This is a genomic window from Fructilactobacillus ixorae (assembly GCF_024029915.1).
Taxonomy (GTDB): domain Bacteria; phylum Bacillota; class Bacilli; order Lactobacillales; family Lactobacillaceae; genus Fructilactobacillus; species Fructilactobacillus ixorae.
The window spans coordinates 1,156,704-1,181,718 of sequence record NZ_CP097478.1; the positions used below are offsets into that span (position 1 = coordinate 1,156,704).

At 48.5% G+C, this 25,015-nt stretch carries 24 protein-coding genes; 17 read left to right on the forward strand and 7 right to left on the reverse strand.

Annotated elements, in window-relative coordinates; genetic code table 11:
* The first annotated feature begins 279 nt into the window (after positions 1 to 279).
* From M8332_RS05815 to trhA, 4 genes are all read left to right on the forward strand, one after another.
* Entirely contained in the window at positions 280 to 1,614 is a 1,335-nt protein-coding gene (locus M8332_RS05815; RefSeq protein ID WP_252779889.1) for an aspartate aminotransferase family protein, read from the forward strand.
* A gap of 125 nt (positions 1,615 to 1,739) precedes the next feature.
* Positions 1,740 to 2,564 carry a sunset domain-containing protein gene (locus M8332_RS05820; protein ID WP_252779890.1) on the forward strand — a complete coding sequence of 275 codons (825 nt, stop codon included), beginning with the start codon at positions 1,740 to 1,742 and terminating at the stop codon, positions 2,562 to 2,564.
* Positions 2,565 to 2,707: 143 nt separating this feature from the next.
* The gene (locus M8332_RS05825) at positions 2,708 to 3,097 is read left to right on the forward strand and encodes a sunset domain-containing protein (protein ID WP_252780833.1); all 390 of its coding nucleotides are present in this window, start codon (positions 2,708 to 2,710) and stop codon (positions 3,095 to 3,097) included.
* Positions 3,098 to 3,171: 74 nt separating this feature from the next.
* Positions 3,172 to 3,819, forward strand: a complete 648-nt coding sequence (gene trhA, locus M8332_RS05830) for a PAQR family membrane homeostasis protein TrhA (protein WP_252779891.1) — start codon at positions 3,172 to 3,174, stop codon at positions 3,817 to 3,819.
* An 83-nt stretch (positions 3,820 to 3,902) separates the two neighbouring features.
* On the opposite strand, the gene rbsK is transcribed toward trhA, so the two are convergent.
* On the reverse strand, positions 3,903 to 5,531 hold the full coding sequence (gene rbsK / locus M8332_RS05835) for a ribokinase (RefSeq protein WP_252779892.1): 1,629 nt from the start codon (positions 5,529 to 5,531) through the stop codon (positions 3,903 to 3,905).
* A gap of 386 nt (positions 5,532 to 5,917) precedes the next feature.
* Between rbsK and M8332_RS05840 the strand changes: the two genes are divergently transcribed.
* The 9 genes from M8332_RS05840 to M8332_RS05880 all read left to right on the forward strand — a co-directional run bounded on the left by M8332_RS05840 (position 5,918) and on the right by M8332_RS05880 (position 16,055).
* Positions 5,918 to 6,931, forward strand: a complete 1,014-nt coding sequence (locus tag M8332_RS05840; protein ID WP_252780822.1) for a zinc-dependent alcohol dehydrogenase family protein — start codon at positions 5,918 to 5,920, stop codon at positions 6,929 to 6,931.
* A 20-nt stretch (positions 6,932 to 6,951) separates the two neighbouring features.
* The gene (locus tag M8332_RS05845; RefSeq protein WP_252779893.1) at positions 6,952 to 7,791 is read left to right on the forward strand and encodes a DUF6198 family protein; all 840 of its coding nucleotides are present in this window, start codon (positions 6,952 to 6,954) and stop codon (positions 7,789 to 7,791) included.
* Between the two features lie 203 nt (positions 7,792 to 7,994).
* The gene (locus M8332_RS05850) at positions 7,995 to 9,407 is read left to right on the forward strand and encodes an amino acid permease (protein ID WP_252779894.1); all 1,413 of its coding nucleotides are present in this window, start codon (positions 7,995 to 7,997) and stop codon (positions 9,405 to 9,407) included.
* A 278-nt stretch (positions 9,408 to 9,685) separates the two neighbouring features.
* Positions 9,686 to 11,338, forward strand: coding sequence for a peptide ABC transporter substrate-binding protein (locus M8332_RS05855; RefSeq protein ID WP_252779896.1), 1,653 nt, complete (start codon positions 9,686 to 9,688; stop codon positions 11,336 to 11,338).
* A 16-nt stretch (positions 11,339 to 11,354) separates the two neighbouring features.
* Complete coding sequence (gene opp3b, locus M8332_RS05860) at positions 11,355 to 12,287, forward strand: oligopeptide ABC transporter permease (RefSeq protein WP_252779897.1); 933 nt, start codon at positions 11,355 to 11,357, stop codon at positions 12,285 to 12,287.
* Positions 12,287 to 13,312 carry an ABC transporter permease gene (locus M8332_RS05865; protein WP_252779898.1) on the forward strand — a complete coding sequence of 342 codons (1,026 nt, stop codon included), beginning with the start codon at positions 12,287 to 12,289 and terminating at the stop codon, positions 13,310 to 13,312. Before opp3b ends, M8332_RS05865 begins: the two co-directional genes overlap by 1 nt.
* Positions 13,313 to 13,327: 15 nt before the next feature.
* Positions 13,328 to 14,377 (forward strand): ABC transporter ATP-binding protein, encoded by a 1,050-nt coding sequence (locus tag M8332_RS05870; protein ID WP_252779899.1) that lies wholly within the window; start codon positions 13,328 to 13,330, stop codon positions 14,375 to 14,377.
* On the forward strand, positions 14,370 to 15,290 hold the full coding sequence (locus M8332_RS05875; protein WP_252779900.1) for an ABC transporter ATP-binding protein: 921 nt from the start codon (positions 14,370 to 14,372) through the stop codon (positions 15,288 to 15,290). The genes M8332_RS05870 and M8332_RS05875 overlap by 8 nt, the downstream gene beginning before the upstream one ends.
* Positions 15,291 to 15,407: 117 nt before the next feature.
* Positions 15,408 to 16,055, forward strand: coding sequence for a DUF1129 domain-containing protein (locus M8332_RS05880; RefSeq protein WP_252779901.1), 648 nt, complete (start codon positions 15,408 to 15,410; stop codon positions 16,053 to 16,055).
* Between the two features lie 34 nt (positions 16,056 to 16,089).
* Here the strand turns inward: M8332_RS05880 and M8332_RS05885 are convergent, their stop codons facing one another.
* Both M8332_RS05885 and M8332_RS05890 read right to left on the reverse strand, forming a co-directional pair.
* The gene (locus M8332_RS05885; protein WP_252779902.1) at positions 16,090 to 16,851 is read right to left on the reverse strand and encodes an ABC transporter permease; all 762 of its coding nucleotides are present in this window, start codon (positions 16,849 to 16,851) and stop codon (positions 16,090 to 16,092) included.
* A complete protein-coding gene (locus M8332_RS05890) occupies positions 16,844 to 17,500 on the reverse strand; it encodes an ABC transporter ATP-binding protein (protein ID WP_252779903.1) in 657 nt (218 codons plus the stop codon). The genes M8332_RS05885 and M8332_RS05890 overlap by 8 nt, the downstream gene beginning before the upstream one ends.
* A gap of 141 nt (positions 17,501 to 17,641) precedes the next feature.
* On the opposite strand from M8332_RS05890, the gene rlmD reads away from it, so the two are divergent.
* Complete coding sequence (gene rlmD / locus M8332_RS05895) at positions 17,642 to 19,048, forward strand: 23S rRNA (uracil(1939)-C(5))-methyltransferase RlmD (RefSeq protein WP_252779904.1); 1,407 nt, start codon at positions 17,642 to 17,644, stop codon at positions 19,046 to 19,048.
* Between the two features lie 12 nt (positions 19,049 to 19,060).
* On the forward strand, positions 19,061 to 19,468 hold the full coding sequence (locus M8332_RS05900; RefSeq protein ID WP_252779905.1) for a hypothetical protein: 408 nt from the start codon (positions 19,061 to 19,063) through the stop codon (positions 19,466 to 19,468).
* Positions 19,469 to 19,581: 113 nt separating this feature from the next.
* Here the strand turns inward: M8332_RS05900 and M8332_RS05905 are convergent, their stop codons facing one another.
* From M8332_RS05905 to M8332_RS05920, 4 genes are all read right to left on the reverse strand, one after another.
* Complete coding sequence (locus M8332_RS05905) at positions 19,582 to 19,725, reverse strand: hypothetical protein (protein WP_252779907.1); 144 nt, start codon at positions 19,723 to 19,725, stop codon at positions 19,582 to 19,584.
* A 166-nt stretch (positions 19,726 to 19,891) separates the two neighbouring features.
* Positions 19,892 to 20,821, reverse strand: a complete 930-nt coding sequence (gene rbsU, locus M8332_RS05910) for a ribose/proton symporter RbsU (RefSeq protein WP_252779908.1) — start codon at positions 20,819 to 20,821, stop codon at positions 19,892 to 19,894.
* An 81-nt stretch (positions 20,822 to 20,902) separates the two neighbouring features.
* Positions 20,903 to 22,426: a glycerol kinase GlpK gene (glpK, locus tag M8332_RS05915; protein WP_252779910.1), complete on the reverse strand. Its 1,524-nt coding sequence runs from the start codon at positions 22,424 to 22,426 to the stop codon at positions 20,903 to 20,905.
* Positions 22,427 to 22,532: 106 nt separating this feature from the next.
* Complete coding sequence (locus tag M8332_RS05920; protein ID WP_252749356.1) at positions 22,533 to 22,784, reverse strand: hypothetical protein; 252 nt, start codon at positions 22,782 to 22,784, stop codon at positions 22,533 to 22,535.
* Positions 22,785 to 22,923: 139 nt separating this feature from the next.
* On the opposite strand from M8332_RS05920, the gene M8332_RS05925 reads away from it, so the two are divergent.
* Positions 22,924 to 23,730, forward strand: a complete 807-nt coding sequence (locus tag M8332_RS05925; RefSeq protein ID WP_252779911.1) for a tyrosine-protein phosphatase — start codon at positions 22,924 to 22,926, stop codon at positions 23,728 to 23,730.
* Between the two features lie 13 nt (positions 23,731 to 23,743).
* Positions 23,744 to 25,000 (forward strand): tyrosine--tRNA ligase, encoded by a 1,257-nt coding sequence (gene tyrS / locus M8332_RS05930; protein ID WP_252779912.1) that lies wholly within the window; start codon positions 23,744 to 23,746, stop codon positions 24,998 to 25,000.
* The last annotated feature ends 15 nt before the right edge of the window (positions 25,001 to 25,015 follow it).

The window sequence follows — 25,015 nt, forward strand, 5'->3', positions numbered from 1 at the left end:
ACAGCTGGTAAGGCTGGTTCTATACTAATAAAAATTACTGAAAGGAGTGACAAGCATGGCGACCCCCACCACAACTACAATGATCATTTTATTGTCCGTCATTGTTAAGCATGCGGATGATAAAGTGGGGTACGCCTAGCTCGTCATTTCACCGTCCGTACAGCTTGCTAACTGTGGGGACGGGCTTGATTTACACATAACAGCCCTTTACAAAGCGCCCCCAGTCACCAGCTGGAGGCGCTTTTCAGTGTTAATTGGAATTCTAGAGGAGGAACCGTTATGTCACAGAATCAAGCACTACTGCACCAAGAAGCCCATGGTTTGGCACCCGCTAGTCGCATCAAGTTCTTTGATGTCGTTTTAAAGTCTGGCAAGGGAGCCATCCTAACCGACGCTGACAACCGCGATTACATTGACCTACTCTCCAGTGCTTCATCCACAAACACCGGACACGCGCATCCGCACGTCGTTCATGCCATCCAGGAACAGGCTGCCCGCTTAATCCAGTACACCCCCGCCTACTTTGCGACTGAACCAGAGATTGAATTGGTCAAGCGCTTAACCGCGCTGGCTCCGATTGCTGGTCCCGTTAAGGTCGCCTTTGGTAACTCCGGGTCGGATGCGAATGATGCAATCATCAAGTTCGCCCGCGCCTATACTGGTCGGCAAAACGTGGTGAGCTTCACCGGCGCTTACCATGGTTCCACGTACGGTTCAATCACCACTTCGGCGGTGAGCCTCAACATGGCACGCAAGATTGGTCCGTTATTACCGGGCGTCGTTAAGGTTCCGTTCCCCAGTCATTGGGACCAGTTACCCCACGAAACTGAGGCGGAGTTCTGTGATCGGCTGTTTGCCGCTTTCAAGCAACCCTTCGAAACCTACCTTCCCGCCGACGAAACGGCCTTAGTCGAAATCGAAGCAATCCAGGGTGACGGTGGCTTTTGTAAGGCCCCTGCTCGCTACCTCGATCAGGTCTATAACTTCTGTCAGAAACACGGGATTCTGTTTGCCGTTGACGAAGTTAACCAGGGACTAGGGCGCTCCGGAACCATGTGGAGTATCGACCACTTTCCTAACGTCCATCCTGATCTCATTGCCGTCGGTAAATCAATTGCTTCTGGACTACCATTAAGTGCGGTCCTCGGCCGGGCTCCGGTCATAGACGCCCTTGCTGCGCCCGGAAACGTCTACACCACCGCTGGCAACCCGGTCACCACGGCGGCGGCTAACGCAACTCTCGACGTCATTACCGATGAACACCTGGTCGAACGAAGTGCCCGATTAGGAGCGACGGCCCGCGAGTTCTTTCTCAACTTACGTAAGCAGTATCCTTTCATTGGAGACGTCCGCATCTATGGCCTCAACGGTGGGATTGACGTGGTGAATCCCGCTACAAAGCAACCCGATGCAATCGCGGCTTCGATGTTAATCACCCGGTTATTGGAACTAGGCGTCTTGATGATTACCGTCCGCGGCAACGTGTTACGGTTCCAACCACCACTGGTAATTCCGGAACAGACCTTACACCGGGCCTTTCAAATCATTGAAACTGCTTGTGCTGACTTACAGGCGGGGCGGATTGCCAAACCAGACCATCAGATTGGGTGGTAAAAGAAAAAATAGCTGACTTAAAGTCAGCTATTTTTTCAATACAGCTAAATTATTATAAGCATTGAAATTTTTAGTGATTGTGATTAAATGAAAATAAATTAAATTTTCATTAAGGAGATAAGATTATGATCTTTTTTGCTATCTTAGGAATTATTTTAATAATCGTTGGATTTTACTTTAAAAGCAAGAATAATCACGACTCTACCATTTTTTGGCTTACCTACGGAACACTAGTTGCTGGGTTTTCCTTATTAATTGGCTCATTTAATCTGAAATCCTTAGATAGTTTACTATTCCTAATTTTTATCATCTTTATATTTTATTGTGGCTTTACAATCTTCAAAAATCGAACGAATCAATCCAAAAAAAGGGAATGGATCAGAAAGTTAATTTTAACCATCATTGCTATTTTTACAATTACACTTCCGAGTGCAGCAACTACCAATAATAAACCTGAAAATTCAAAAATGAATCAACACACAACTAAACATAAAAAACATCAGCAGAAAACAACTAAAAAAGCTGACAATAAAACCAACAAGAATCAAGACAACAAAAAAGAAAAACAGCAACAACCTTCAAAAAATGACGCTCAAAAGAAGCCAGAAAAATCAGAACCAGCTTCTGCACAGCCTTCAAACGAAGACAATAAAGCTGAAAATCAAGCAACACCAAGTTCTGCTTCTAACCAGGATCAAAATAATAATTCCCAACAATCAGACACAAGCAACGATTACGCTAATCAACCAAGTTCTACTTCACCATCCAATCAACAATCAGATGATTCAGATAAAGTTAATAGCGCTTCTGGTCCCGTAATTGGTAATAGTAGAACCATGACTTACCACACCTCTAATCAGGCTAATTATAAAATCAGTAGTAGCAATACCGTCTATTTTAGTTCCGAAGCAGAAGCCCAAGCTGCCGGTTATCATAAAGCTCTCCGGTAATTTTTTTAGATTATCATTTTGTGACAACTAGCCCGCGTTCGTCACACCCTAGGCTGGAAAATACTCCGAACAATTGCTATCATAAAAGCTAGTGTTTGGTTAATTTTATGGAGGAGTTGTTCATCATTCATCATTTTCATACTGTGTTTATATTCATCATAAGCGGGATCACCCTACTAACCTTCAGTAGTGCAGGAACCCCCCAACTGTCCGTACAGGCCGCTAGTCACCACGCTAAGACGCATCACCCTAGCACGGCACACCACAAAAAGCACCACCAACGAGCCCGGCACCGGCAACCACAGGCGGTGCAAACCCCGACTCCAAAACCGGCCACCGCTACTTCAGAGCCCAGCACGAATGATAAACCGGATCCGCAACCAAACTCTGCGGTCACCATCATTGGTAACAGTCGCACGCTGGTTTACCATACTCCGGACCAGTCAAACTATCACATTAACAGTGGCAATATCGTTTCCTTCGATTCCGAAGCGGAAGCGCAGGCTGCTGGCTACCATAAAGCAACTCGTTAAAAAGGAACCGCCCCTGTGGTTCCTTTTTTGGTATCATGAAACTAAATTAATCTTGTCAATAAAGAAGGAGCCCTATGCTGAACCACTTTCGTAACAGTCGTGATTACCAAATTCTCAATGAAATTCTCAGTGCCCTGACCCACGGAATTGGGGCGACAGTGAGCATTGCCGGCTTAGTCCTGCTCATTTTACGCGGGGTGCAAGAAGGCGGGGCCCTCAGAATCACCTGCTTTGCCATCTACGGTTCAATTCTGATGCTCTTTTACCTGGCCTCTACCCTCTTTCACAGCCTCTCGTTTACGCCTGCTAAACACGTTTTCCAGATCTTTGACCACTCGGCCATTTACATCTTGATTGCGGGAACCTACCTGCCCTACTGTTTGGTAACCATCGGGGGCTGGCTCGGTTGGATTACTTTGCTTGTGATCTGGCTGATGGCGCTCTCCGGCATTATCTATAAAGCCATGTATGGCAATCGTTTCCCGGTCGTTTCCACCGTCATTTACGTGGTGATGGGCTGGGCCTGTCTAGTGGATGCCCTCCCGTTGTGGCAACGTCTAAACCATCTGAGTTTTTGGCTCCTGTTAGCGGGGGGCGTTGCTTTTACCGTAGGCGCCGTGCTGTACAGTTTTAAACGAATCCTCTTTGGTCACGTGCTTTGGCACCTCTTCGTGATGCTCGGAACGGTCTTAATGTACTTTTCGATTTATTTAGGGGTCTAACCTAGGGCCTAGATAAAAACAACGGGGTGGGAGAACTTTTAATTCTCCCACCCCGTTTGGAGTTTGAATTCATTCCCAAATCCCTAGACACTTGTTGCTTTCCGCTTAATCACCTGGACCTCATCACCACCAATTACCAGTTCATCACAGACGTTTAAAAACAGTCCGTGTTCCACCACGCCTGTTTGTTTCTTAAGGTTCGCGGCTAAATCGGGTAAATCAGCGCCCTTTGGAATCGTGATGTCAATCAGGTAGTTACCAGAATCAGTGGCGAGGATATCACCATTGTCCCGGAAGCAAAAGGCTGGTTGATATCCGTGGTCACGCAGGTAGCGAAAGACGCCCATGCCGCCAAACGGAATCACTTCGACTGGCAACATTTGCCCGGCGAGTGACTTGCGCGGTTTGCTAGAATCAACAATCCAGATGTTACGGTTCGACATGTTAGCGACCAGCTTTTCAAACAGGAGCGCGGCCCCACCGCCTTTAATCCCATCGAGGTGGTCGTCCACCACATCGGCGCCATCAACCGTGATATCGACGGTATCAATCGTATTGACGTCTAACATCCGCATCCCCAACTGTTCTGCGAGTTGTTGGGTGCCAACCGACGTTGCGACACACTCAATGTCTAAATGCTCTGCTTCAATCCGGTCATGGATGGCCTGCACAAAGTAAGCTGCCGTGGTCCCGGAGCCTAACCCCAGCACAATGTGATCGGGAATCCAAGCCGCCACGGACTGCGCTGCCTGTTGCTTTTCCCGTTCGATCCGTTCCTTTGAATGGGTCCGTTTTTGATTAGCGGCCACGATTTGGTCCCGCGTAGGAATCGAATTTTGCGCCCCTGCCGTTTGCACCGTCAAAGACGAGGCACGGTTAGCGTACAGCATTGCATCTTCAATGTTGTGATTATCCAAATCTAATTGCGTTGCTAAGGCTCCAATAAAAGTGTCACCGGCGGCAGTTGTATCAATGGCTTTGACCTTAAAGGCCGGAATAAAACCGTGCGCTTGCGGAGTTGCATAGAACGCGCCCTTTGCTCCGACCGTAATAATCACCATCGTAATTCCTAGGCTGAAAAAGGCCATCGCATTATCCAACATCGAAACCTCATCGGTGACTTCGATGCCCGTCAGGGTCTGAGCTTCCGTCTCGTTCGGCGTGATGACGTCCGTGAGTCGCAATAACTCTGCGGGTAACTCCCGGGCCGGCGCTGGATTTAAAATCGTTTGCACGCCGTGTTGCTTGGCAATCCGAAAAGCAGCGAGGATTGCAGGCAAGGGGATTTCCAGTTGGGCGATCACGCGGTCTGCCTGGGCAATCACGTCCGCTTGGGCATTGACATCAGCCGCCGTCAACTCCATGTTAGCTCCGCCGTACACGTAAATTGAATTCTGGCCGGACTGATAGACCGTTATGTATGCTTGCCCCGTTTGGGCTTGGTCCGTGGTAACTAGGTGGTCCACGTTAATCTGATCGCGCGCAAAGCCCGCTACCATCGCTTGACCATCCTCATCATTGCCTAACTTAGTAATGAAGGTCGTCACGGCTCCCGAACGTGCAGCCGTGATTGCTTGGTTGGCTCCCTTGCCCCCGCCGTGGGCTTGTTGGTAACTGTCAATCGCTAACGTTTCGCCGGGGAGGGCATACTTAGGTACGTTTAAAACCTTATCCACGTTGGTAGAACCGACCACCACGATTTTTTTCTCCATCTCATGACCTCATTTCTCTTGGTTTGCTTAATTATACCACGTGTGTGTAAGCGCTTACTAAAAAATCCCAAAAACCTTCGTTACGTAAGTTTGTGAAAAAATTCCTAATTTTTGACGACCAAATTAGCCCATTGAAGCTTCTGATTGATGCTAATCTGGTTTTGCACAAAGTTGCATTTGTGAAATTAATTTGGTTATGAAAATCTAACTAAAACCCCTTGCAATAATAATGTAAACGGTTTATATTCTTAGGTGTACCATCGAGTAATATTTCTGGTTAAAAGCAACCCCCACCCAATGGAGTTTGCTTCCAACTAGTAAACATGCTCAAATTATCACTTTATTTTTTAGATTATTATATGAGGAGAATGACTATGGCTGACAAAATGAAAGCTTTGGTAATGACTGCCAAACAACAAATGGAAATCCAAGAACGCGATGTTCCAACTCCCAAAGATGATGAAGTTTTAGTAGAAACTGCCTACACGGGAATTTGTGGAACTGATACGGGACTCTTTAACGGTCTCCCCGGTTCAGCTGACGCCGTTCCCCCAATTGTCCTTGGTCACGAAAACTCTGGAATCGTGCGGGCCGTTGGTAAAAACGTGCAAGCCTTCAAAGAAGGCGACCGGGTCGCCGTTGACCCTAACATCTACTGTGGTAAGTGTCACTACTGTCACATCGGTCTTTACGAAGAATGTGACAACCTTTCTGCCGTTGGGGTTACTCGTGACGGTGGTTTGGAACAATACTTCACTGCTCCAGAAGAAGTAACTTACCATGTTCCGGATGACTTATCATTAAAAGCTGCTTGCTCAACGGAACCAGTTTCATGTGGTGTTCACACGATGCACATCATGGAAGACATTCAACCCAGCATGACTGCTTTGATCATTGGTGATGGTTACATGGCTAAACTGTTTGCTCAATTATTACGGGCTTACGGAATCCAAAACATCACGATGACTGGTCGTCACGATGACTTGCTTTCCCAAGAAAAAGAACAATTAAACTTAACCAACGTCGTAAACACGACTAAGGAAGACATTCCGGGTAACTACGACATCGTGATCGAAGCCGTTGGTAAGCCCGAAACGCAAGAACAAGCCGTTCAACACACGAACAAGGGGGCGCAAGTCTTCATGTTCGGGGTTGGTGCTCCTGGTCAAACGTTCTCAATGAACACGTACGAAATCTTCAAAAAACAATTAACGGTTAAGGGTTCCATGATTAACCCGCACGCTTTCGTTGATTCAATTGAATTACTTGAATCCGGTGCCGTTAAGGTTGAACCATTCCAAGCTAACGTAATTTCGTTAGAAGAAGTGGAAGGGGTTTTGAACCACTCTACTCCAAAGACTGGTAAAACCATCGTTGCTGTTAACCCGAACTTGAAATAATTGGCATAAAGGAGACCAACATGGCTAATCAAAAACCGAAAAAAACGCCGCGGACCATTTCCATGAAGACATCCATCATGTTTTTTGCCCTTTCGTTGGTTATCAACTCCTTGGGAAACGTGCTCACGCTGGTTTCTAGTTCTAAAGTGCTCCCATCGTTTTTAGGTTCGGCCTACTGGACCGCTGCTGAAACAAACCTGGGAATTGCCTTTCACTGGAACCTCTTTTGGGCCTTCTTAATTCTCGGAGTTGTGATTACCATCCTAAATGCCATTCTGGTGGGCCACTGGGATTGGGGCCGGGCTATCGGAAACGTGATTTTCATGGTGCCGTTCTCCTTTTTAATCCAATTCTTTAACAACCTGTTCGTGGGTGGTGACATCTTTGGGATTCACATGAATCCCATCGTCAACATTCCGGTGGCCGATGGGCACGCCGGGGACTGGTGGCTAATCGCCATCTACATCCTGATTAACTTTATCGGGGTGGCGTTCATTGCGATCGCAATTTCAATCTACCAACGGGTAAACCTCGTCTTGCACCCGGCCGATGATCTGATGCAGATCCTGCGGTTTAAATACTTCAAGGGAAACGCTGGTCGGGCGATGTGGGCTTCCTACATTCCCCCAACGATCATGGCCGTGATTGCCTACGTAATGACCCGACAATTTACCTTCTACGGAATTGGAACCATCTTTGCCTTCCTCTTCCAAGGAAACATTACCGGCTGGGCCGATAAAATGGTTTTCCCACGGTTGAAACACCAAGCAGTCGACGTTGCTGATGGTGACGAACCCATCATCGTCGAAAAAATCGATAGTGATATCGAAGCCTACGACGAACGTCACGACCACCAATAACTACTTGCAAAAACCCCTCGTTACTAACTTAGTAACGGGGGGTTTTTTAGTTTTGCAATCCGTCAACCGTAGGCGGCTCATGGTGGGAGCTTTCTCCTAATGTTTTGTTTTATAACATGAACAACTGTACACAAAATGTTGACACTAATTTAAAGTTCATGCTATCGTTAGAAAAATTTATTTTACTCACAGGAGGATTGCTCATGAACAGTCTCTTTCGTAAGAAAAACATTGCTACACTGCTCAACCAAACTACGCCCCTGAAACGCACCCTAACCGCTAAGGACCTGACCCTGCTTGGAATTGGGGCCATTATTGGAACCGGAATCTTCGTGCTGACCGGGAAGGGAGCCTTAACGGCTGGTCCCGCGCTCTCAATCTCATTTCTGCTGGCTGCCATTTGTTGTGGCTTTGCCGGTCTCTGTTACGCAGAATTTGCGTCGATGGCACCAATTGCCGGCTCTGCCTACACCTATTCCTTCATTGCCTTTGGGGAATTAATCGCCTTTATCATCGGCTGGGACCTGATTTTGGAGTATGCGCTGGCATCAGCCACCGTGGCCGTCGGCTGGTCGGGTTACTTCGTCAACATCCTGGCAAACATCGGGATTAAAATTCCCACCGCCTTAACCGCAGCCGCGGGAACCACCCCAGGTGTACACACCGTCTTTAACCTCCCCGCCTTTGTCATTGTCTTGGTAATCACCTGGGTGATTGCACTGGGGATTAACGAAACCAAACGCTTAAACACCATCATGGTCGCGATTAAACTGGGCGTGATCCTCCTTTTCATTCTGTTTACCGTTTGGTCCATCAAAGTCGCCAACTGGAAACCTTTCAGTCCCTTTGGCTGGTACTCACTTCACAACCACACGGCCGCGGGGATTATTCCGGCCGCTTCGATTGTCTTCTTCTCCTTCATCGGGTTTGATTCGGTTTCTTCGAGTGCTGAAGAAACCATTAACCCGAGCAAAAACCTGCCGCGCGGGATTCTCTTTTCACTGATCATTTCAACCCTTCTCTACATCATCATGACTTTAATCATGACTGGGGTCGTGAAGTACCCCGGCTTTGCTAAGTACCTGAACGCTCCCGTGCTCGCGGTGCTCGCACAAACCGGACAAACCTGGTTAGCCGCCGTGGTCAGTTTGGGGGCCGTAGTCGGCATGACCACCGTGATTTTGGTGATGCTCTACGGTCAATCCCGGATTAGTTACTCAATGGCCCGCGATGGCCTCTTCCCCAAGATCTTTAGTAAGGTCGATCAAACCCACCAAACGCCCTACGTGGTAACCTGGTTCTTTGGGATCATCACCGCGCTTGCCGCCGGGCTCGTCAACCTGAACATTCTCTCCGAGCTGGTTAACATTGGGACCCTGTCCGCCTTCATCTTGGTGGCCGCTGGAATCATGGTGATGCGTTACACCCAACCACACGCCAAACGGGGCTTTAAAGCCCCCTTGGTGCCATTGACGCCAATCCTATCAATTATTTTCTGTGGTCTGCTCATCGCGGGGCTCAACTGGGAAACCTGGATCCGATTCTTAATCTGGCTCGCCCTCGGCCTCCTCGTTTACTTTGGCTACAGCCGGAGACACTCCGTTTTAAATCACTAACTTAACAAGCAGTCCTTAGTTGGACTGCTTTTTTAACAGGTTGCTGGCAGAATTTCATTCGCCATTAACAAAGGAGGGAGCTCCTCAAGGCGGGCGTATATTACTCTCATCATTGTGATTTGCAAACATTTAATGTTACTTTTTATCACATGTTCGTAAATTAATTCAGAACGTCTTCATTAATATGATTAATATTAACATTTTTTATTTACATTTTGGGTTACGGGGGGTACGATAAGAAAAACTTAAGTTTTTGAATTTTTTTGGAGGTAGTCACTATGGATTTTTTTCGGCACCGTAACTTAGTTTCAGTTGCGCTGATTGGTGCCGCTGCCCTCACGCTAACCGGACTAGCGCGCCCGGTACATGCTGCGGACGACAGCGGTTCTAAAACAACGCTTTCAATTAGTGCCAAGGCCCCGGTTAATACCATGGACTCATCTTTAAATACTGATGCCTATGGGGCACAGTCTTTAAATAACACCATGGAGGGTCTGTATCGTTTCACCGGTCAAAAACTCAAGCCGGCAATTGCCAAACAAATTGCTGCTCCGACCAATGACGGTAAACGCTATACGATTGACCTCAAAAAGACCAAGTGGTCAAACGGGGACCCGGTCACCGCACATGACTTTGTCTATGCTTGGCGGCGCATCGTCGACCCAAAGACGGCCTCTCAGTATGCCTACATTTACAGTGGGATTAAAAACGCTGACGCGATTGCCGCGGGGAAGAAACAGCCCAGTGAGTTAGGAATCAAAGCACTTGGGCCGTACAAGTTGCAAATTGACTTGGATCACCCGATTCCGTTCTTTGACACCCTCATGAGTAGTTCCCAATTCTACCCGTTAAACCAGAAGGTCGTTGAAAAACTGGGGGATCAATACGGACTTTCCAGCAAGGGAATGGTCTTTAACGGTCCGTACAAGTTGCAAAACTGGAAGGTCGGCGATACCGAGTGGACTGACGTGAAGAATGACTCCTACTGGAATGCCAAACACGTCCAACTCCACAAGATTAAGTACTACTACATCGCAGATCCAAACACTGGTTTGAACCTTTACGATACAAACGTCTTAGACCGGTATCAGGATCTGAGTGGGGATACGGCACGGCAACTAGCCGGCAGTAAGCAGTTTAAAACCGATCCGTCCAACTCCACTTCCTACCTAGAACTAAACCAGAAAAAGATTCCGGCCCTTAAAAACGCCAAGTTACGCCAGGCAATGGCCCTCACGATTAACCGGAATGAACTCGCGAACATCATCCTCGGAAAAACGGGATTGCCAGCCCACGGCTTGGTTCCTAGCAAGATGAGCAAGAATCCCGAAACGGGTCAAGACTTTACAAATGATCCGCAAGCCGTTGCGGACCGCAAGTACACCGCTTATAACCCAACCAAAGCTAAAAAGCTGTGGCAAGCAGGGATGCAAGAAACCGGCCAAAAAGAGCTGAAGCTCACCTTCACGGCTGATAACTTGGACACCACCAAGAAGATGGCCGAATACATCCAAAACAACATGGAAACCAACCTGCCTGGGTTAAAAATAACGATTAGCACCGTGCCGTTCAAGACCCGGTTGCAACGGCAAGCGAGCGGTGAATTCGACATGGTTACCTCCGCTTGGAACGCCGATTACCCAGACCCAACCAACTTCTTAGACCTGTTGACGACCGGTAACTCCCAAAACAACGGAAAATGGTCTAACCAGGCCTTCGACCAACAAGAAAAAGCCGCAACGACCACGAATGCTAACGATCCGATGGCCCGGTGGCAAAACATGCAAGCCGCTCAGCACATTTTGACGCAGCAACAGGGGATCATCCCGCTCTACCAGTACAGTACGGCTTCCGTTACCAAACCAGGAATTCACGGTTTCCAAGTTACCCCAACTGGCCAATACGACATGGGCGCAATCTACAAAAAATAAAGGAGGTTAGTTACTGATGACGAAGTACATCTTAAAACGCATTTTCTACCTGTTCTTAACGTTATTAATTATCGCGTCCATCACCTTCTTCATGATGAAGGGGCTGCCCGGAACGCCTTATACCAACCAAGCGAAAATGTCGCCCGATCAGCTTAAAATGATGAACCATAAGTATGGGTTTGATAAACCCTTGTACGTCCAATACTTTATCTACCTGGGCAACTTGCTCCACGGTGACTTAGGGACCTCGTTCCAATTTAATAACCAACCCGTTACCCAGTTAATTGGTGACCACATCGGCCCTTCCATCCAACTGGGACTGCAAGCCATGGTAATTGGAACGATTCTCGGCATTATCCTCGGGAGCATTGCAGCGATTCGCAAGAATACCTGGATCGACGCCCTCGCCACGATTGTGTCCATCCTCGGGCTCTCAATTCCGAGTTTCGTGTTGGCAATCCTGCTCCAATACTACCTTGGTTACAAACTTCAGCTGTTCCCGGTTGCCCTGTGGCACGGGTTCAGTTCCTCGGTCCTGCCCACCCTTGCCCTTGCAGCCTTTCCCTTGGCCAGCATCGCGCGGTACATGCGGACGGAAATGGTAGATGTTTTGCACAGCGATTACATTGAACTCGCCAAGGCGAAGGGGGATACCAGTCGCCAGGTCATCATCAAACACGCCCTGCGGAACTCTTTAATCCCGATCATCACGGTGGTTGGTCCCATGGCCGTTTCCATCATGACTGGTTCCATGGTGGTGGAATCCATCTTCTCGATCCCAGGCATTGGGAATCAATTTGTGCAATCAATTTTAACCAACGATTACCCCACCATCATGGGTCTGACCATCTTCTATTCAGTCTTGATGGTTTCCATTATCCTGATTGTTGATATTCTCTACGGAATCATCGATCCACGGATTAGACTTGGTAAAGGAGGAAAAGCATAATGGCACAAAATTTACCCCCACAGGAAACCGAATTTCAATTCGTCAGTAACGACCTCTCCAACCTTCCGACTTCCGGTGAGGTGGTCGGTGATTCTCGAACCTACTTTCAAGACGTTAAGCGCCGGTTTGTTCACAATCGAATCGCAATGGTGTCGGGAGTCCTGCTCGTAATCATCATTTTAATTGCCTTCCTCGGCCCGGCGTTCGTTCCCACGGACCCGAATGCCCAAAACGTGCTATTCGCCAACCTCCCGCCCAAACTCGGTAACCTCAACATTCCCGGCTTAAACGGAATGCAGACCGTGGCCGGTCATACCGTTGACGCCTACCAACAGGCTCATGTGCCTCACGGGACTTACTACCTGTTTGGAACTGACTACCTCGGGCGGGACCTGTTTGCTCGGGTTCTCTACGGAACGCGGTTATCAATCATCGTGGCCATCATTGCTACCCTTCTGGACTTATTCATTGGGGTCCCATACGGAATTGTTTCTGGACTAGCCAGTGAACGAGTGGATACGTTTATGCAACGGATTATCGAAATTATTTCGTCCGTTCCGGACCTAATCGTCGTAATTCTGTTGTTGATTGTGCTTAAACCTGGTTTGACCTCAATCATCATTGCGATTGCCTTTACCGGTTGGATCACAATGGCCCGGTTAGTCCGGGCGCAGGTCTTCAAACTGAAGGAAAACGAATACGTGTTAGCTTCCCAAACCCTAGGAGAATCCAAACCGAAGATTGCTTGGAAACACTTAATTCCAAACCTGAGTTCCACCATCATCATTCAAACGATGTTCTCCATCCCAACTGCGATCTTCTTTGAAGCCTTCCTAAGCTTCATTGGAATCGGGATTCCAGCTCCAAATGCTTCCCTTGGGACGCTTATGAGTGATGGCCAAAAGGCTTTCCACTTCTTGCCGTACCAGATGTGGATTCCCGCCTTAATCCTGAGTTTGATCATGATCACAACCAACCTCGTTGGCGATGGCATGCGCGATGCCTTTGACCCACAATCTGATTAGAAAGGAGGAGTACTGATGACTGAAAACATTTTAAACGTACAAAATCTCGAAGTGGACTTTACCACGCTCAATGGAACCGTGCACGCAATTCGGGACGTTAGTTTTAACCTGAAAAAAGGGGAAACCCTAGCTCTCGTTGGGGAATCGGGTTCCGGAAAGTCCGTCACCGTGCGGAGCGTGATCCAACTGTACGCTAAGAACGCAATTGTGACCGGTGGAACCGTCACTTTCCATGATCAAGACCTCCTCCGCTTACATCCAAAGCAAATGGATAAGATTCGTGGGAAAGACATCTCGATGATCTTTCAGGACCCGATGACGTCTCTCGACCCGACGATGCCAATTGGTAAGCAGGTCGCCGAACCACTCCTAACCCACGGAGAAGCCTCGAGATCAGACGCCATGAAGCGGTCGCAAGAAGTCCTCGAACTGGTGGGCATTCCGAACGCTAAGGAACGAATGAAGGACTATCCCCACCAGTTCTCCGGGGGGCAACGGCAACGGATCGTAATTGCCATGGCGATTATTGATAATCCCGAAATTTTAATTGCTGATGAACCAACGACGGCCCTTGACGTGACCGTTCAAGCTCAAATTATTAAGCTGTTAAAGGAGCTCCAACAAAAGATTGGGACTTCGATCATCTTTATTACCCACGACCTCGGTGTAGTGGCAGGGATTGCCGATCGGGTGGCCGTTATGTACGCCGGTAAAATCATCGAATACGGCCAAACGGACGAGATTTACTATGATCCCCGCCACCCCTATACCTGGGGGCTGCTCGATTCGATGCCAACCCTGGATATTCAGGGACAACGCCTCAAAGCCATCCCTGGGACGCCGGCCAACTTGATCAATCCGCCGAAGGGGGATGCCTTTGCGCCCCGGAATCCCTACGCCTTAAAAATTGATGAACGGTTACAACCACCCTTCTTCAAAGTGACCGATACCCACTACGCTGCCACTTGGTTGTTAGATCCGCGGGCGCCCAAGGTGACACCCCCGGCTTCCATCCAAAAACGGTTTGCCAAATACCAACAACTGCGAGGTGAACAAGATGCCTAAGTCCGAACAAAAACCAATCGTAAAGGTCCGCCACTTAAAGCAGTACTTTAACGAAGGTAAAAAAGATGAAGTCAAAGCGGTTGACGACGTTTCTTTCGACATCTACCAGGGTGAAACGTTGGGACTCGTTGGAGAATCCGGTTCCGGAAAAACCACTACCGGCCGGAGTATCATCCGCCTCTACAACCCGACCAGTGGGGACGTTTACTTCCACGATGAAAACATCGCGAAGTTAAAACACCGCCACCTAAAGGATTTTCGGAAGCAAATGCAAATGATCTTTCAGGATCCGTATGCCTCGCTCGATCCGCGAATGAAAGTCAAAGACATCATTGCCGAGGGAATTGACATTCACCACCTGGCTAAGAACCACGAGGATCGGGACCATCAGGTAGCAGAACTTTTAAAGCAGGTTAATTTAAACCCGGAATTTGCCAACCGGTACCCCCATGAATTCTCCGGAGGCCAACGGCAACGAATCGGGATTGCCCGGGCCCTCGCCGTCCAACCAGACTTCATCATTGCCGACGAACCCATTTCCGCGCTGGACGTTTCGATTCAAGCGCAGGTGGTGAACCTGTTGCAAGACATCCAAGAAGAACAAGGTCTAACCTACCTGTTCATCGCCCACGACTTGTCAATGGTGAAGTACATTAGCGACCGCATCGCCGTGCTCTACAAGGGGAAAATCGTCGAAATGGCAGAGACCGAAGAGGTGTATAACAACCCCTTGCATCCCTACACCCAGAGCCTACTTTCGGCGGTCCCCGTGCCTGATCCAGAACAAGAAAAGCAGCATCACATCATCGAATTTGACCACTCGCATCCCTTTAAAGCGGGAGAGCAACTCCGCGAGGTCAAACCGGGTCACTTCCTCTACTGCGATGAAGCGACGGCCAAACAATATCAATAAGTAAAAAACCACTCAAAGGAGTGGTTTTTTTAGTTCTTGCTTCTAACCGGCGTCACTAGGGTCTTGGTGAAAGTGGTATAATAATAAAAAACTGATTCTAAAGGAGCATCCGCCCTCGTGAAAATTAGGCAACTGCGGCAACAAAACGCCGACTTACAACAGCGGCTCACGCCTGCAAACCAGCGCTACTACCAATCCTTGCTGCTCTACGTCCGCTTTTTCAGTTTCTTTATTCACAAAACTGAAATTGAATCACAACTGCTAGCAATTCTGTACCAAATCCTAGACGGCCAAGCACAGGGCCAGACGGCCGCAAAAACTCTCGGTCGAAACCCAAAGATGCTCGCCTACCAAATTACCCAGGCGCACAAGATTAGCAATAAATCGTTGTGGCACTTACTGGGCATGATTACCGTGATCATCATCATCGCCATCTGCGTTCCCGTCCTGCTGATTCCCAACCTGCAACTGAACCTGGGGAGCTTCGCCCTTGCCATCGCCTACCTCTGGCTGTTTGGCTGGATTGTCACCCGCCCCTGGATGCTGAAGTTCTTCCTGCGGTTACCCACGTGGGGTAGCATTGTGCTCACCGTTTTTCTGTGGGTGCTGTTCTTTTATCCGCTCATCTTATTACCGATCATTAGTAAAACGACCGCCCCTCCAATTGGGGGGTCCCGGCTCATCCGCTTTCTGGTTCTCGCCCTCATTATCGTGATTGGGCTGGGAATTTATCTGTACCAGACCCATACCAAAGCTGATAAATAACTAAAAAGCCGAACTCTTTGGAGTTCAGCTTTTTTTAGCGAATTAATTGTGATTGTTGGTTAAAGAAACTTTGATACCCTAAGTAACACCCAATGATGGAACTGATTGAGGTAATCCCCAGCAACATGAAGGTCACCATGATCTGGTACTTAATTGCCAGCACCGGATCTGCACCAGCAAAGATCATTCCAGACATCATCCCCGGTAAGGCCACCAGCCCCACCGTTTTCGCACTATCAATGGTGGGTTGTAACCCGGTCTTAATTGCATCCCGAATAATTCCCTTGCTGGCTACCATCGGGGTGGCCCCAAGCGCTAACATTTCTTGTACCTGGGACCGCCGGTCTTTAAACATCGAATTCATGGTCCGGAAACAGAGCCCCATTGAGACCATTGAATTACTAACGATCATTCCGGACACCGGAATGATTTGCGACGGGATAAACTTCAAGGCCCCGTCGAGCACCAGGACCAATAAAATTACGAGGGTACTCGTAGCAATGGCCGTTAACGAAATCCAGAAGGCGTTTCGTAATCCGCCACTGCGTCCCTTCGCATTGTAGGCTCCATTGAAAATGATAATTAAAATCAAAGTCAACGTTAGCAACCAGTTGTTAACTTGGAAGACATACTTGAGGACGTATCCCACTACAAACAACTGGATCACGCACCGAATCGTCGCAACGATGAGATCCTTGGTAATTCCCAGGTGTTCCCGGTATCCAATCCACATGGCAAAGACCACGAAGACCCCCGTGAGTGCCAGAGCCGTATTGGAAACAATTAAATTACTCATGTTTAGCTACCTCCTGAATTTGCCCCGCTTTGAGTTCGTATAGGTGTTCGGCGGCGTTGATCTCCGCATCATCGTGCGTGATCATAATCACCGTCATCTGGTACTTGTGGTTAAAGTAAGCTAACATCTTATGCACACTCTGCTTACTGTCATTGTCCAGCCCGGTGGTCACTTCGTCGGTAATTAACACCTTGGGTGGGAACAGCACATTCCGTAACAAAGCAATCCGCTGCTTTTCCCCTCCCGAGAGACTCGTCACCTGCCGGTCCAAATCGGCAGCCCCAAGGTCCACCGTTTGCAAGGCCGTAATGACGTGTTGCTCATCAAACGGTTGCTTGCGAATTTGGTAGGGAAACTCCAGGTTTTCGCGCACCGTATCCCCAAACAAAGTCGGTTGTTGCACGGCGTAGGAAACCTCACGCCGATACGTGATGGGATCCAGTTGGTCTAAGGCCTGGTCCTCAAAGGTGATCGTCCCACTAGTGGGATTTAACAGGTACGCCAACAGCTTTACAAAGGTCGACTTCCCACTCCCAGATGGTCCGGTAATCGTCACCACCGCGCCGGGATCGATTGCCCAATTGAGATTTTGAATAATCTGGCGGTCATCCACCGTATAACACAAATGATGGGTTTCTAACTGATGCATCGCGTTCTCCTCTTTTCTTAAATCTTTTGTTATTATACGCTGATTTACCGTGCACTCCAACCAAAAAACCGGGTGCACCAACTCCTGAGGGAACCGCCCAGAAATGATATAATTAAACAGATTCGTTACAAAGGAGAAAAAATGAAAAAACAACGCAAGCAAGTTTCAAAGCATACCGGAGACGTCCAGGTGCAAATAAACCAGTGTGTGACCGTCACAATCAAACGCCTGGGGATTAACGGGGAAGGAGTCGGCTACTACCGGCGGAAGTTAATTTTTATTCCAGGCGCCCTTCCAAACGAAGTGGTACAAGCAAACATTAGCGAAATCAAACCACGTTATTTACGCGGGATCATCCAGCAAATTGACAAAAAGAGTCCGTTTCGGGTCGTTCCCCGCGACGACTATGCTGAGACAGTTGGCGGGTTAGAATTAGAAATCCTCGACTATCCCCAACAGCTGAAGTTCAAGCGCGATTTGGTTAAACAAGCGCTCAGTCGGTACCACCCGCGCGGCTTTGAAAAATACGACGTCCGGCCCGTAATTGGCATGCAACATCCCTATGAGTACCGCAACAAGGCGCAGTTCCAGGTGCGAACGGCAAAAGATGGGCACGTGATCGCGGGGCTATACCGGGAAGGGACCCATGACGTCGTGGACATGGAAACCTGTGCTGTGCAGGATCCGGTGACAATGAAGGTTATGCGCGCCGTCGTCCAGATGGTCCAAGAACTGGGAATTCCCACCTATGATGAAGAAAATAACACCGGGATTTTGAAGACCATTATGGTCCGGGCTGCTCACAACACTGACCAGGTTCAACTGGTTTTTATCACCCACGCAAACAAACTCCTTAAGCAACACCAGTTAATTTGGCGGATCGCAGCCGAATTACCGGAAGTGACCTCCATCATGCACAACGTTAATCCGGGAACTTCCCCGCTGATCTGGGGTGACAAGACCACAAGGTTAGCAGGAACTGAAACCATTACCGAAAAAATCAACGGACTCGCCTTTGCCCTATCGGCTCGCGCCTTTCTTCAGTTAAATTCAATTATGACCCCTAAACTGTATCAGTTGGCCGGGCAGGCCCTCGAGTTAGCCCCCACTGATCGCTTAGTCGATGCCTACGCCGGAGTAGGAACAATCGGATTAACCTTGGCAAAGCAGGTTGCGGAAGTCCGAGGAATGGAAACCATTCCGGAAGCGGTGGAAGATGCCAATCAAAATGCGCTTACCAACCAGATTGATAACGCTCACTACTTTACCGGGAAAGCCGAGGAATTGTTACCAGAATGGGAAGCCGATGGTTGGTATCCAGACGCCCTCGTAGTTGATCCCCCGCGAGTTGGCTTAGACCAAAAACTAATTGATACCATTTTAGCTACCCGACCGCGCAAATTTGTCTATGTTTCCTGTAACCAATCAACCTTGGCCCAGGATCTTGTTCAACTAACGAAGGAATACAAGGTCGACTATTTACAGCCGGTCGACATGCTCCCACAAACTCCCCACGTGGAAATCGTGGTGAAATTAACCTTGAAGTAAAGGAGAATGTTTATGAACCAGTTCAACTTTAATGACGATGATGATTCCCAATTAAAACAACTGATTACCATGCTCCCCGATAACTATGCAGTCGTCTATCGCAAGGACGGGCGGGTTCGGATTAACAAAGTCGGACTTTCGTTTACCGCCCTTTTCTTTGGCATCCTCCCCGCTTGGTTCCGGGGTGACTGGTACAACATCTTCTGTATGTTAGGGATTGAAGCTGGGTTAACGATGCTGTACAGTTTTTTGACTGGCAGTGATTTAGCAACCGCTTCATACCAGCTTGGCATCTTTTTTAACTTTTTGTGGTGTGGCCTCTATAATTTGATGTACTTTCGCCACTCCCAAAGCAGCGGTTACAAGCCGTATGATGACCGCTCAGCCCAGTTGTTGAAGCAACATCGTTATTATCGCTAGTTATATTTATAAATAAAAAGACCCCTTAGACTATTTTTCTAAGAGGTCTTTTTATCTAATTATCGCTAACCAAACACACCCTCAGTTTGCCCCATGCAAATTGAGGTGCTTTTTTAATTAAGCTGTTTCTTGCTGTAACTTGCGTAAGTCCAACCGGGATAACCGGTAATTAGCTCACTAATGACGGGTGCAGACCAACCATTCGTCTTAACAATGTTATCCGTGGTCATCCCAAGGACCATTAACCCCGCCATCATTCCGGTAAAAAACAATTCTTCTTTTCAATTTTGGGGCATGTTGCTCCTCCTTTATGCTAACTGTTAATTACTCTAGCACGAAGCACCCCCGCTTCGTAAGCACGTTTTTATCCCGACAAAAAACTCCTTGCATCATTGCTGGTGCAAGGAGTTTTATTTAACGTAATTAGTTTAAGAATGCGGTTACGGCAGCGGCAACAATAATTAACGCTAATCCAATTAAAGTTGCCACCATTTCCTTGTGGGTCTTGTGTTGACCTAACATGTAAATTCCCGTCAGGGTTGCGATGACGACACTAACTTGAGAAACTACGAAGGCCGTTGACAAACCTAAACCACCCTTTTCGACTGGTTGAGCAGCCACTAAGTAAGCAAGGGCTGCGATTCCAAAGAAGAACCCAGCAATAATTTGCTTGTACGAGGTTGCTTGCTTAAAGACGTTTTCCTGCTTCAACAAGGTGATGCCGTAAATTACAGCAACTAATACCATCCCGATTGCTTGTGGCAAGAAGGCTTGTAACCCACTCATTGGAGTAGTCCGGGGAACAAAGCCCTGCGCCCACTTCAGATTTTCAATCTGTGGTGCAGCAGAGTACAACCAGTACCCAATTACCCCAACCAGTTGGTAAATGATGGCTTTGCGCAGCGCTGCGACATTAGTGTTTTCCTTGTTTTCATTCCACGTGGTAAGGGTGGCCCCAATGATAATTACGATCAGCGCAATCATACCGATGACCTTGTTTGTAACTCCAGGCCAACTACCCAGCGCAAAAGCCCCCCAGAGCGCCGTTACGATTAATTGAAAGGCCGTGGTAATCGGCATTACCCGGGATGATCCAATCAAGGTGTATCCCTTAAAGGCCATAATTTGACCAAAACCCCAGCCACAACCAGACAGAATTCCAAAGACTAAGTTCCAGCCCGTGGGAAACCCACAGCCAGTTACTAAGAAAACGACGAAAGCCACAATCAAGGCTCCGATGGTCGCCCCTAAAATTTGGTTAGCAGGCTTCCCACCAATTTTTGAGGAGACCGTGGGGAAGAATCCCCAACCGATTACGGGAACAATCCCGATTAATAACGCTAATGCACTCATGTAAATATCCTCCACTGCATCTGATTTAAATCTCTTTGATGAATCAATTATACCGCAACACGCTAATTAATGAAAGCGATTTCACAAATTTTCTTGGGGACGCGGAGTTGGCTGAAAGACGGAGGCCGCTCGGACGGCACGCTGCCACCCAGAATACAAGCGGGTGCGCTCTTCAGCGGGCAGGTCTGGGACAAACGCTTTCCCCGCTTGATAAATCGCTTTTACTTCCGCCCAATCTGCCCAAAACCCAGTCGCAACCCCTGATAACGCCGCGGCGCCAAACGCCGTAATTTCTGCATCGTTAGTCCGCAGTACCTGGCGGTGCAACAGATCCGCTTGAAATTGCATTAAGTAGCTATTCCGACTGGCTCCACCGGCCGCACTTAACTGGGAAATTGCTAACCCAGTATCCTGTTCCATGGTTTCTACAATGTCACAGGTACGGTAGGCGGTCGCCTGCAAGGTGGCCTTGACCAGGTCCTCCTTGGTGGTCCCCCGGGTCAAACCAAACCAGGCCCCCCGGGTAGTCGGATTCCAGTACGGAGCTCCTAAGCCAGTTAGGGCGGGAACAAAGTACACCTCATTCTGATTAGTCGATTGTTGTGCCGCTAGGCGTGATTCGGGGACGCTTTGAATTAACCCGACCTGGTCTTTGAGCCACACCAAGGCACTACCAGCGGTGAAAATGCTTCCTTCTAACGCATAGGTAATTTTTCCATCCAACCCGTAGGCAATCGTGGTTAACAAGTGCTTCGAGGTCGCTGGGGTTTTCCCACTGTTCATCATGACAAAGGCCCCGTCCCCGTAGGTAGTTTCCACCATTCCGGGTTCCAAACTCAACGACCCTAAGAGGGCCGCCTGTTGATCCCCAATGATCCCCGCAATCGGCACCGAGACACCGTAAAACTGATAGTTCTCCGTTGTCCCGTACCGTTCATCTGAAGCCCGGACGGCGGGAAGTAGTTGGCGGGGAATCCGCAGCAATGCTAACAGGTCGTCATCCCACTCCAACCGATGAATGTTATACAGCATCGTGCGGCTGGCATTGGTATAGTCAGTCACGTGGCACTTACCATCGGATAACTTCCAAGCCAACCACGTATCGATGGTCCCCGCTAACAGTTCGCCCCGTTCGGCCCGTTCTTGGGCGCCCGGAACGTGGTCTAAAATCCAGCGAAGCTTGGTGGCTGAAAAGTAAGCATCGAGCACTAACCCCGTCTTTTCCTGAATCAGGGCTTGATAACCCGCGGCTTGCAACTGGCGGGCGAGCTCCGCCGTCTGATTTGAAAGCCAGCCGATCGCATGATAGATCGGTTTTCCGGTCTGTTTGTCCCACACCACCACGGTTTCTCGTTGGTTGGTAATCCCAAGTGAATGAATTTCATCGGGATGAATCCGCCCATCAATCAACGCATTGGCAATCGCAGCTAACACCGAGCTCCAGATTTCATCTGGATCCTGTTCCACCCACCCCGGATGGGGGCGCAGTTGGCGGAGGGGTTGCGTACTGGCAATCACCTTGCGGCCGGCGTGATCATACAGCACGGCCCGGGTACTGGTTGAGCCCTGGTCAATTGCTAATACATATTTACTGGTTGCGTTCATCAAACGTGCCCCTTTTTTTCAATCGTCGCTTGCGACCTAATCATACCATAGCTGTAAAAAGTTCAAGAAAAAAGAAGGAGCAAGCTCCTTCTTTTTTAATCACGGATTACCGTTTAATTTGGACCCGAATGTCACAATCAATCTCAGCTGGTTCAACCTGTTCTTGATAGTCGAAGTTTGCTTCGTTAAAGTAGTGTTTCATTTCATCATTAATGACGTTTAAATCCCGAACGTCCCCCGTTTGGCGCTTAATCAGTAGGGTGTATTCCTTCGTGTCTTCATCCACATTTTCGAAGTCATAAATTACATCAACTGTGTTTAAAATTTCTTGAATTAACTGGCGCTCGGTCATTTCCATCTGCTTCATTTCCCTTCGTAAGTCATTACCCTAAGCCTAGTGCAATTAACTTCGTTTGTAAACAATTATTATCCTTCAATTCTCGAATCTTTCAGTGCTATAATAGCGGTATGACAATCGAGCAAAGGACGTGAATCAGATGAAGAACGAACGCATCATCAAGCTTGATTCTACGGAAAATCTCCGGGAATTGGGTGGTTACCAAACGACTGATGGGCGCACCATTAAATGGCATAAATTACTGCGTTCTGGAAGTTTAGGTCTGCTGACGCCCACTGACCAAGCCTTTTTAGCGGCATACGGAGTCCGTTACGACGTGGACTTCCGTTCTGGTCAAGAACGAACGACCGCCCCAGATGCGGTGACTACTGATCAGATTGAATACCGGTTTGATCCCGTGTTTGACGAAGACCGGACCGATAACTCGCAGGATCCGGCCGAATTTCGTCAGATGCTCGAGGACAATCCCAACTACGCCCATGACCACATGGTAGACGTCTACCAGCGGATGGTGCTTAACGACGGCTGTCACGACGCCTACCGCCGGTTTTTTAAAATCCTGTTGCAAAATGACCAACCCAATCAAGCAATATTGTTTCACTGCACGGCGGGAAAGGATCGGACGGGCATGGCTGCCGTTTTCCTGTTGGCCGCCCTTGGAGTTGATTTAGAAACGATCAAGCAGGACTACATTTTAACGAACCAAGTGGTAAAGGACCTGGTGGACCAAAAAATGGCCGCCGTCCGAGCTGATGGCTTTTCCGAAACCGCCATTCGGAACCTTCGGGAACTGTATACCGTTGACCTGGACTTTTTAGACGCGGCCCTGGCAACGATTAACGAACACTATGGGAGTCTCGATCAGTATCTTAGTGACGTTCTTGGAGTCGGCACTGCGGAACGGGAACGGCTACAAACACTCTACCTCGAACCTAATCATCACTAACGCGGAGGAAACTATGAACATCATCGAAGATTTACAGTGGCGTGGGGCCATTAACCAACAGACAGACGCCGCTGGTTTGGAAGCAACCATTAACGAACATCCGATTGACCTGTATTGTGGCGTTGATCCAACTGGTGACAGTATGCACATTGGCCACCTGATTCCATTTATGATCATGGAACGCTTTGCGCGCGATGGCCACCATCCCTACATCGTCATTGGAGGCGCAACCGGTTCAATTGGCGATCCCAGTGGTCGGAAAACGGAACGACAGTTACAAACTAAGGAACAGGTCGAAAAAAACGTGGCGGCGTTGACCGCACAAATGAAGCACCTGTTTGGAAATAACTCGAACATCAGCATCGTTAATAACTACGACTGGACCAAGGATGTAACCCTCCTCGACTTTTTACGGGATTACGGCAAGCTGTTTAACGTTAACACGATGTTAAACAAGGAAGTGGTTGCAAGTCGCCTCGCCCAGGGAATTTCCTTCACAGAGTTTACCTACCAAATCCTGCAAGCCTACGACTTCTTCCAGCTCCATGAACAGCACGACGTACAACTAGAGATTGGGGGCGCTGACCAGTGGGGTAACATTACCGCCGGGATCGATCTGATCCACAAACTCCGAGGCCCGGAAACCAAGGTCTATGGTCTGACGATTCCCCTCATGCTCAAGGCGGATGGAACTAAGTTTGGGAAGACGGCGGGGGGCGCCGTTTGGTTAGACCCCGCGAAAACGGCTCCTTACGAATTTTACCAATTCTGGTTCAACCAAGATGATCGCGATGTGATTAAGTACCTGAAGTACTTTACCTTCCTTGACCACGCAGAAATTGACTACTTGGAACGACAGGTGGAAAAGGAGCCCTGGAAACGGGAAGCGCAACGGCGGCTAGCTGAGGAAGTAACTGCGTTTGTGCACGGACAAGCGGCCGTTGAGAATGCCGAACGGATTGCAAAGTTACTCTTTACTGGAAACGTCCAGGAGCTAAGTCCGATTGAAGTCGGTCAGGCCTTTAATAACGTCCCGACCGTGACTATCAATGCCGAACCGCAAAACATCATTGACCTCTTGTTAGCAATGCACGTGGATAGTTCCAAACGTCAAGCCCGTGAAGACGTCCAAAACGGAGCCATTACCGTCAATGGCACCAAGGTTACGGATGTGAACGCTACGATTGATCCCGCTGATCATTTTGATGGACAATACGTGATTGTCCGGCGGGGGAAGAAAAAACACTTCCTAGCCCAGGTCACTAATTAACTTAACTAAAAAAAC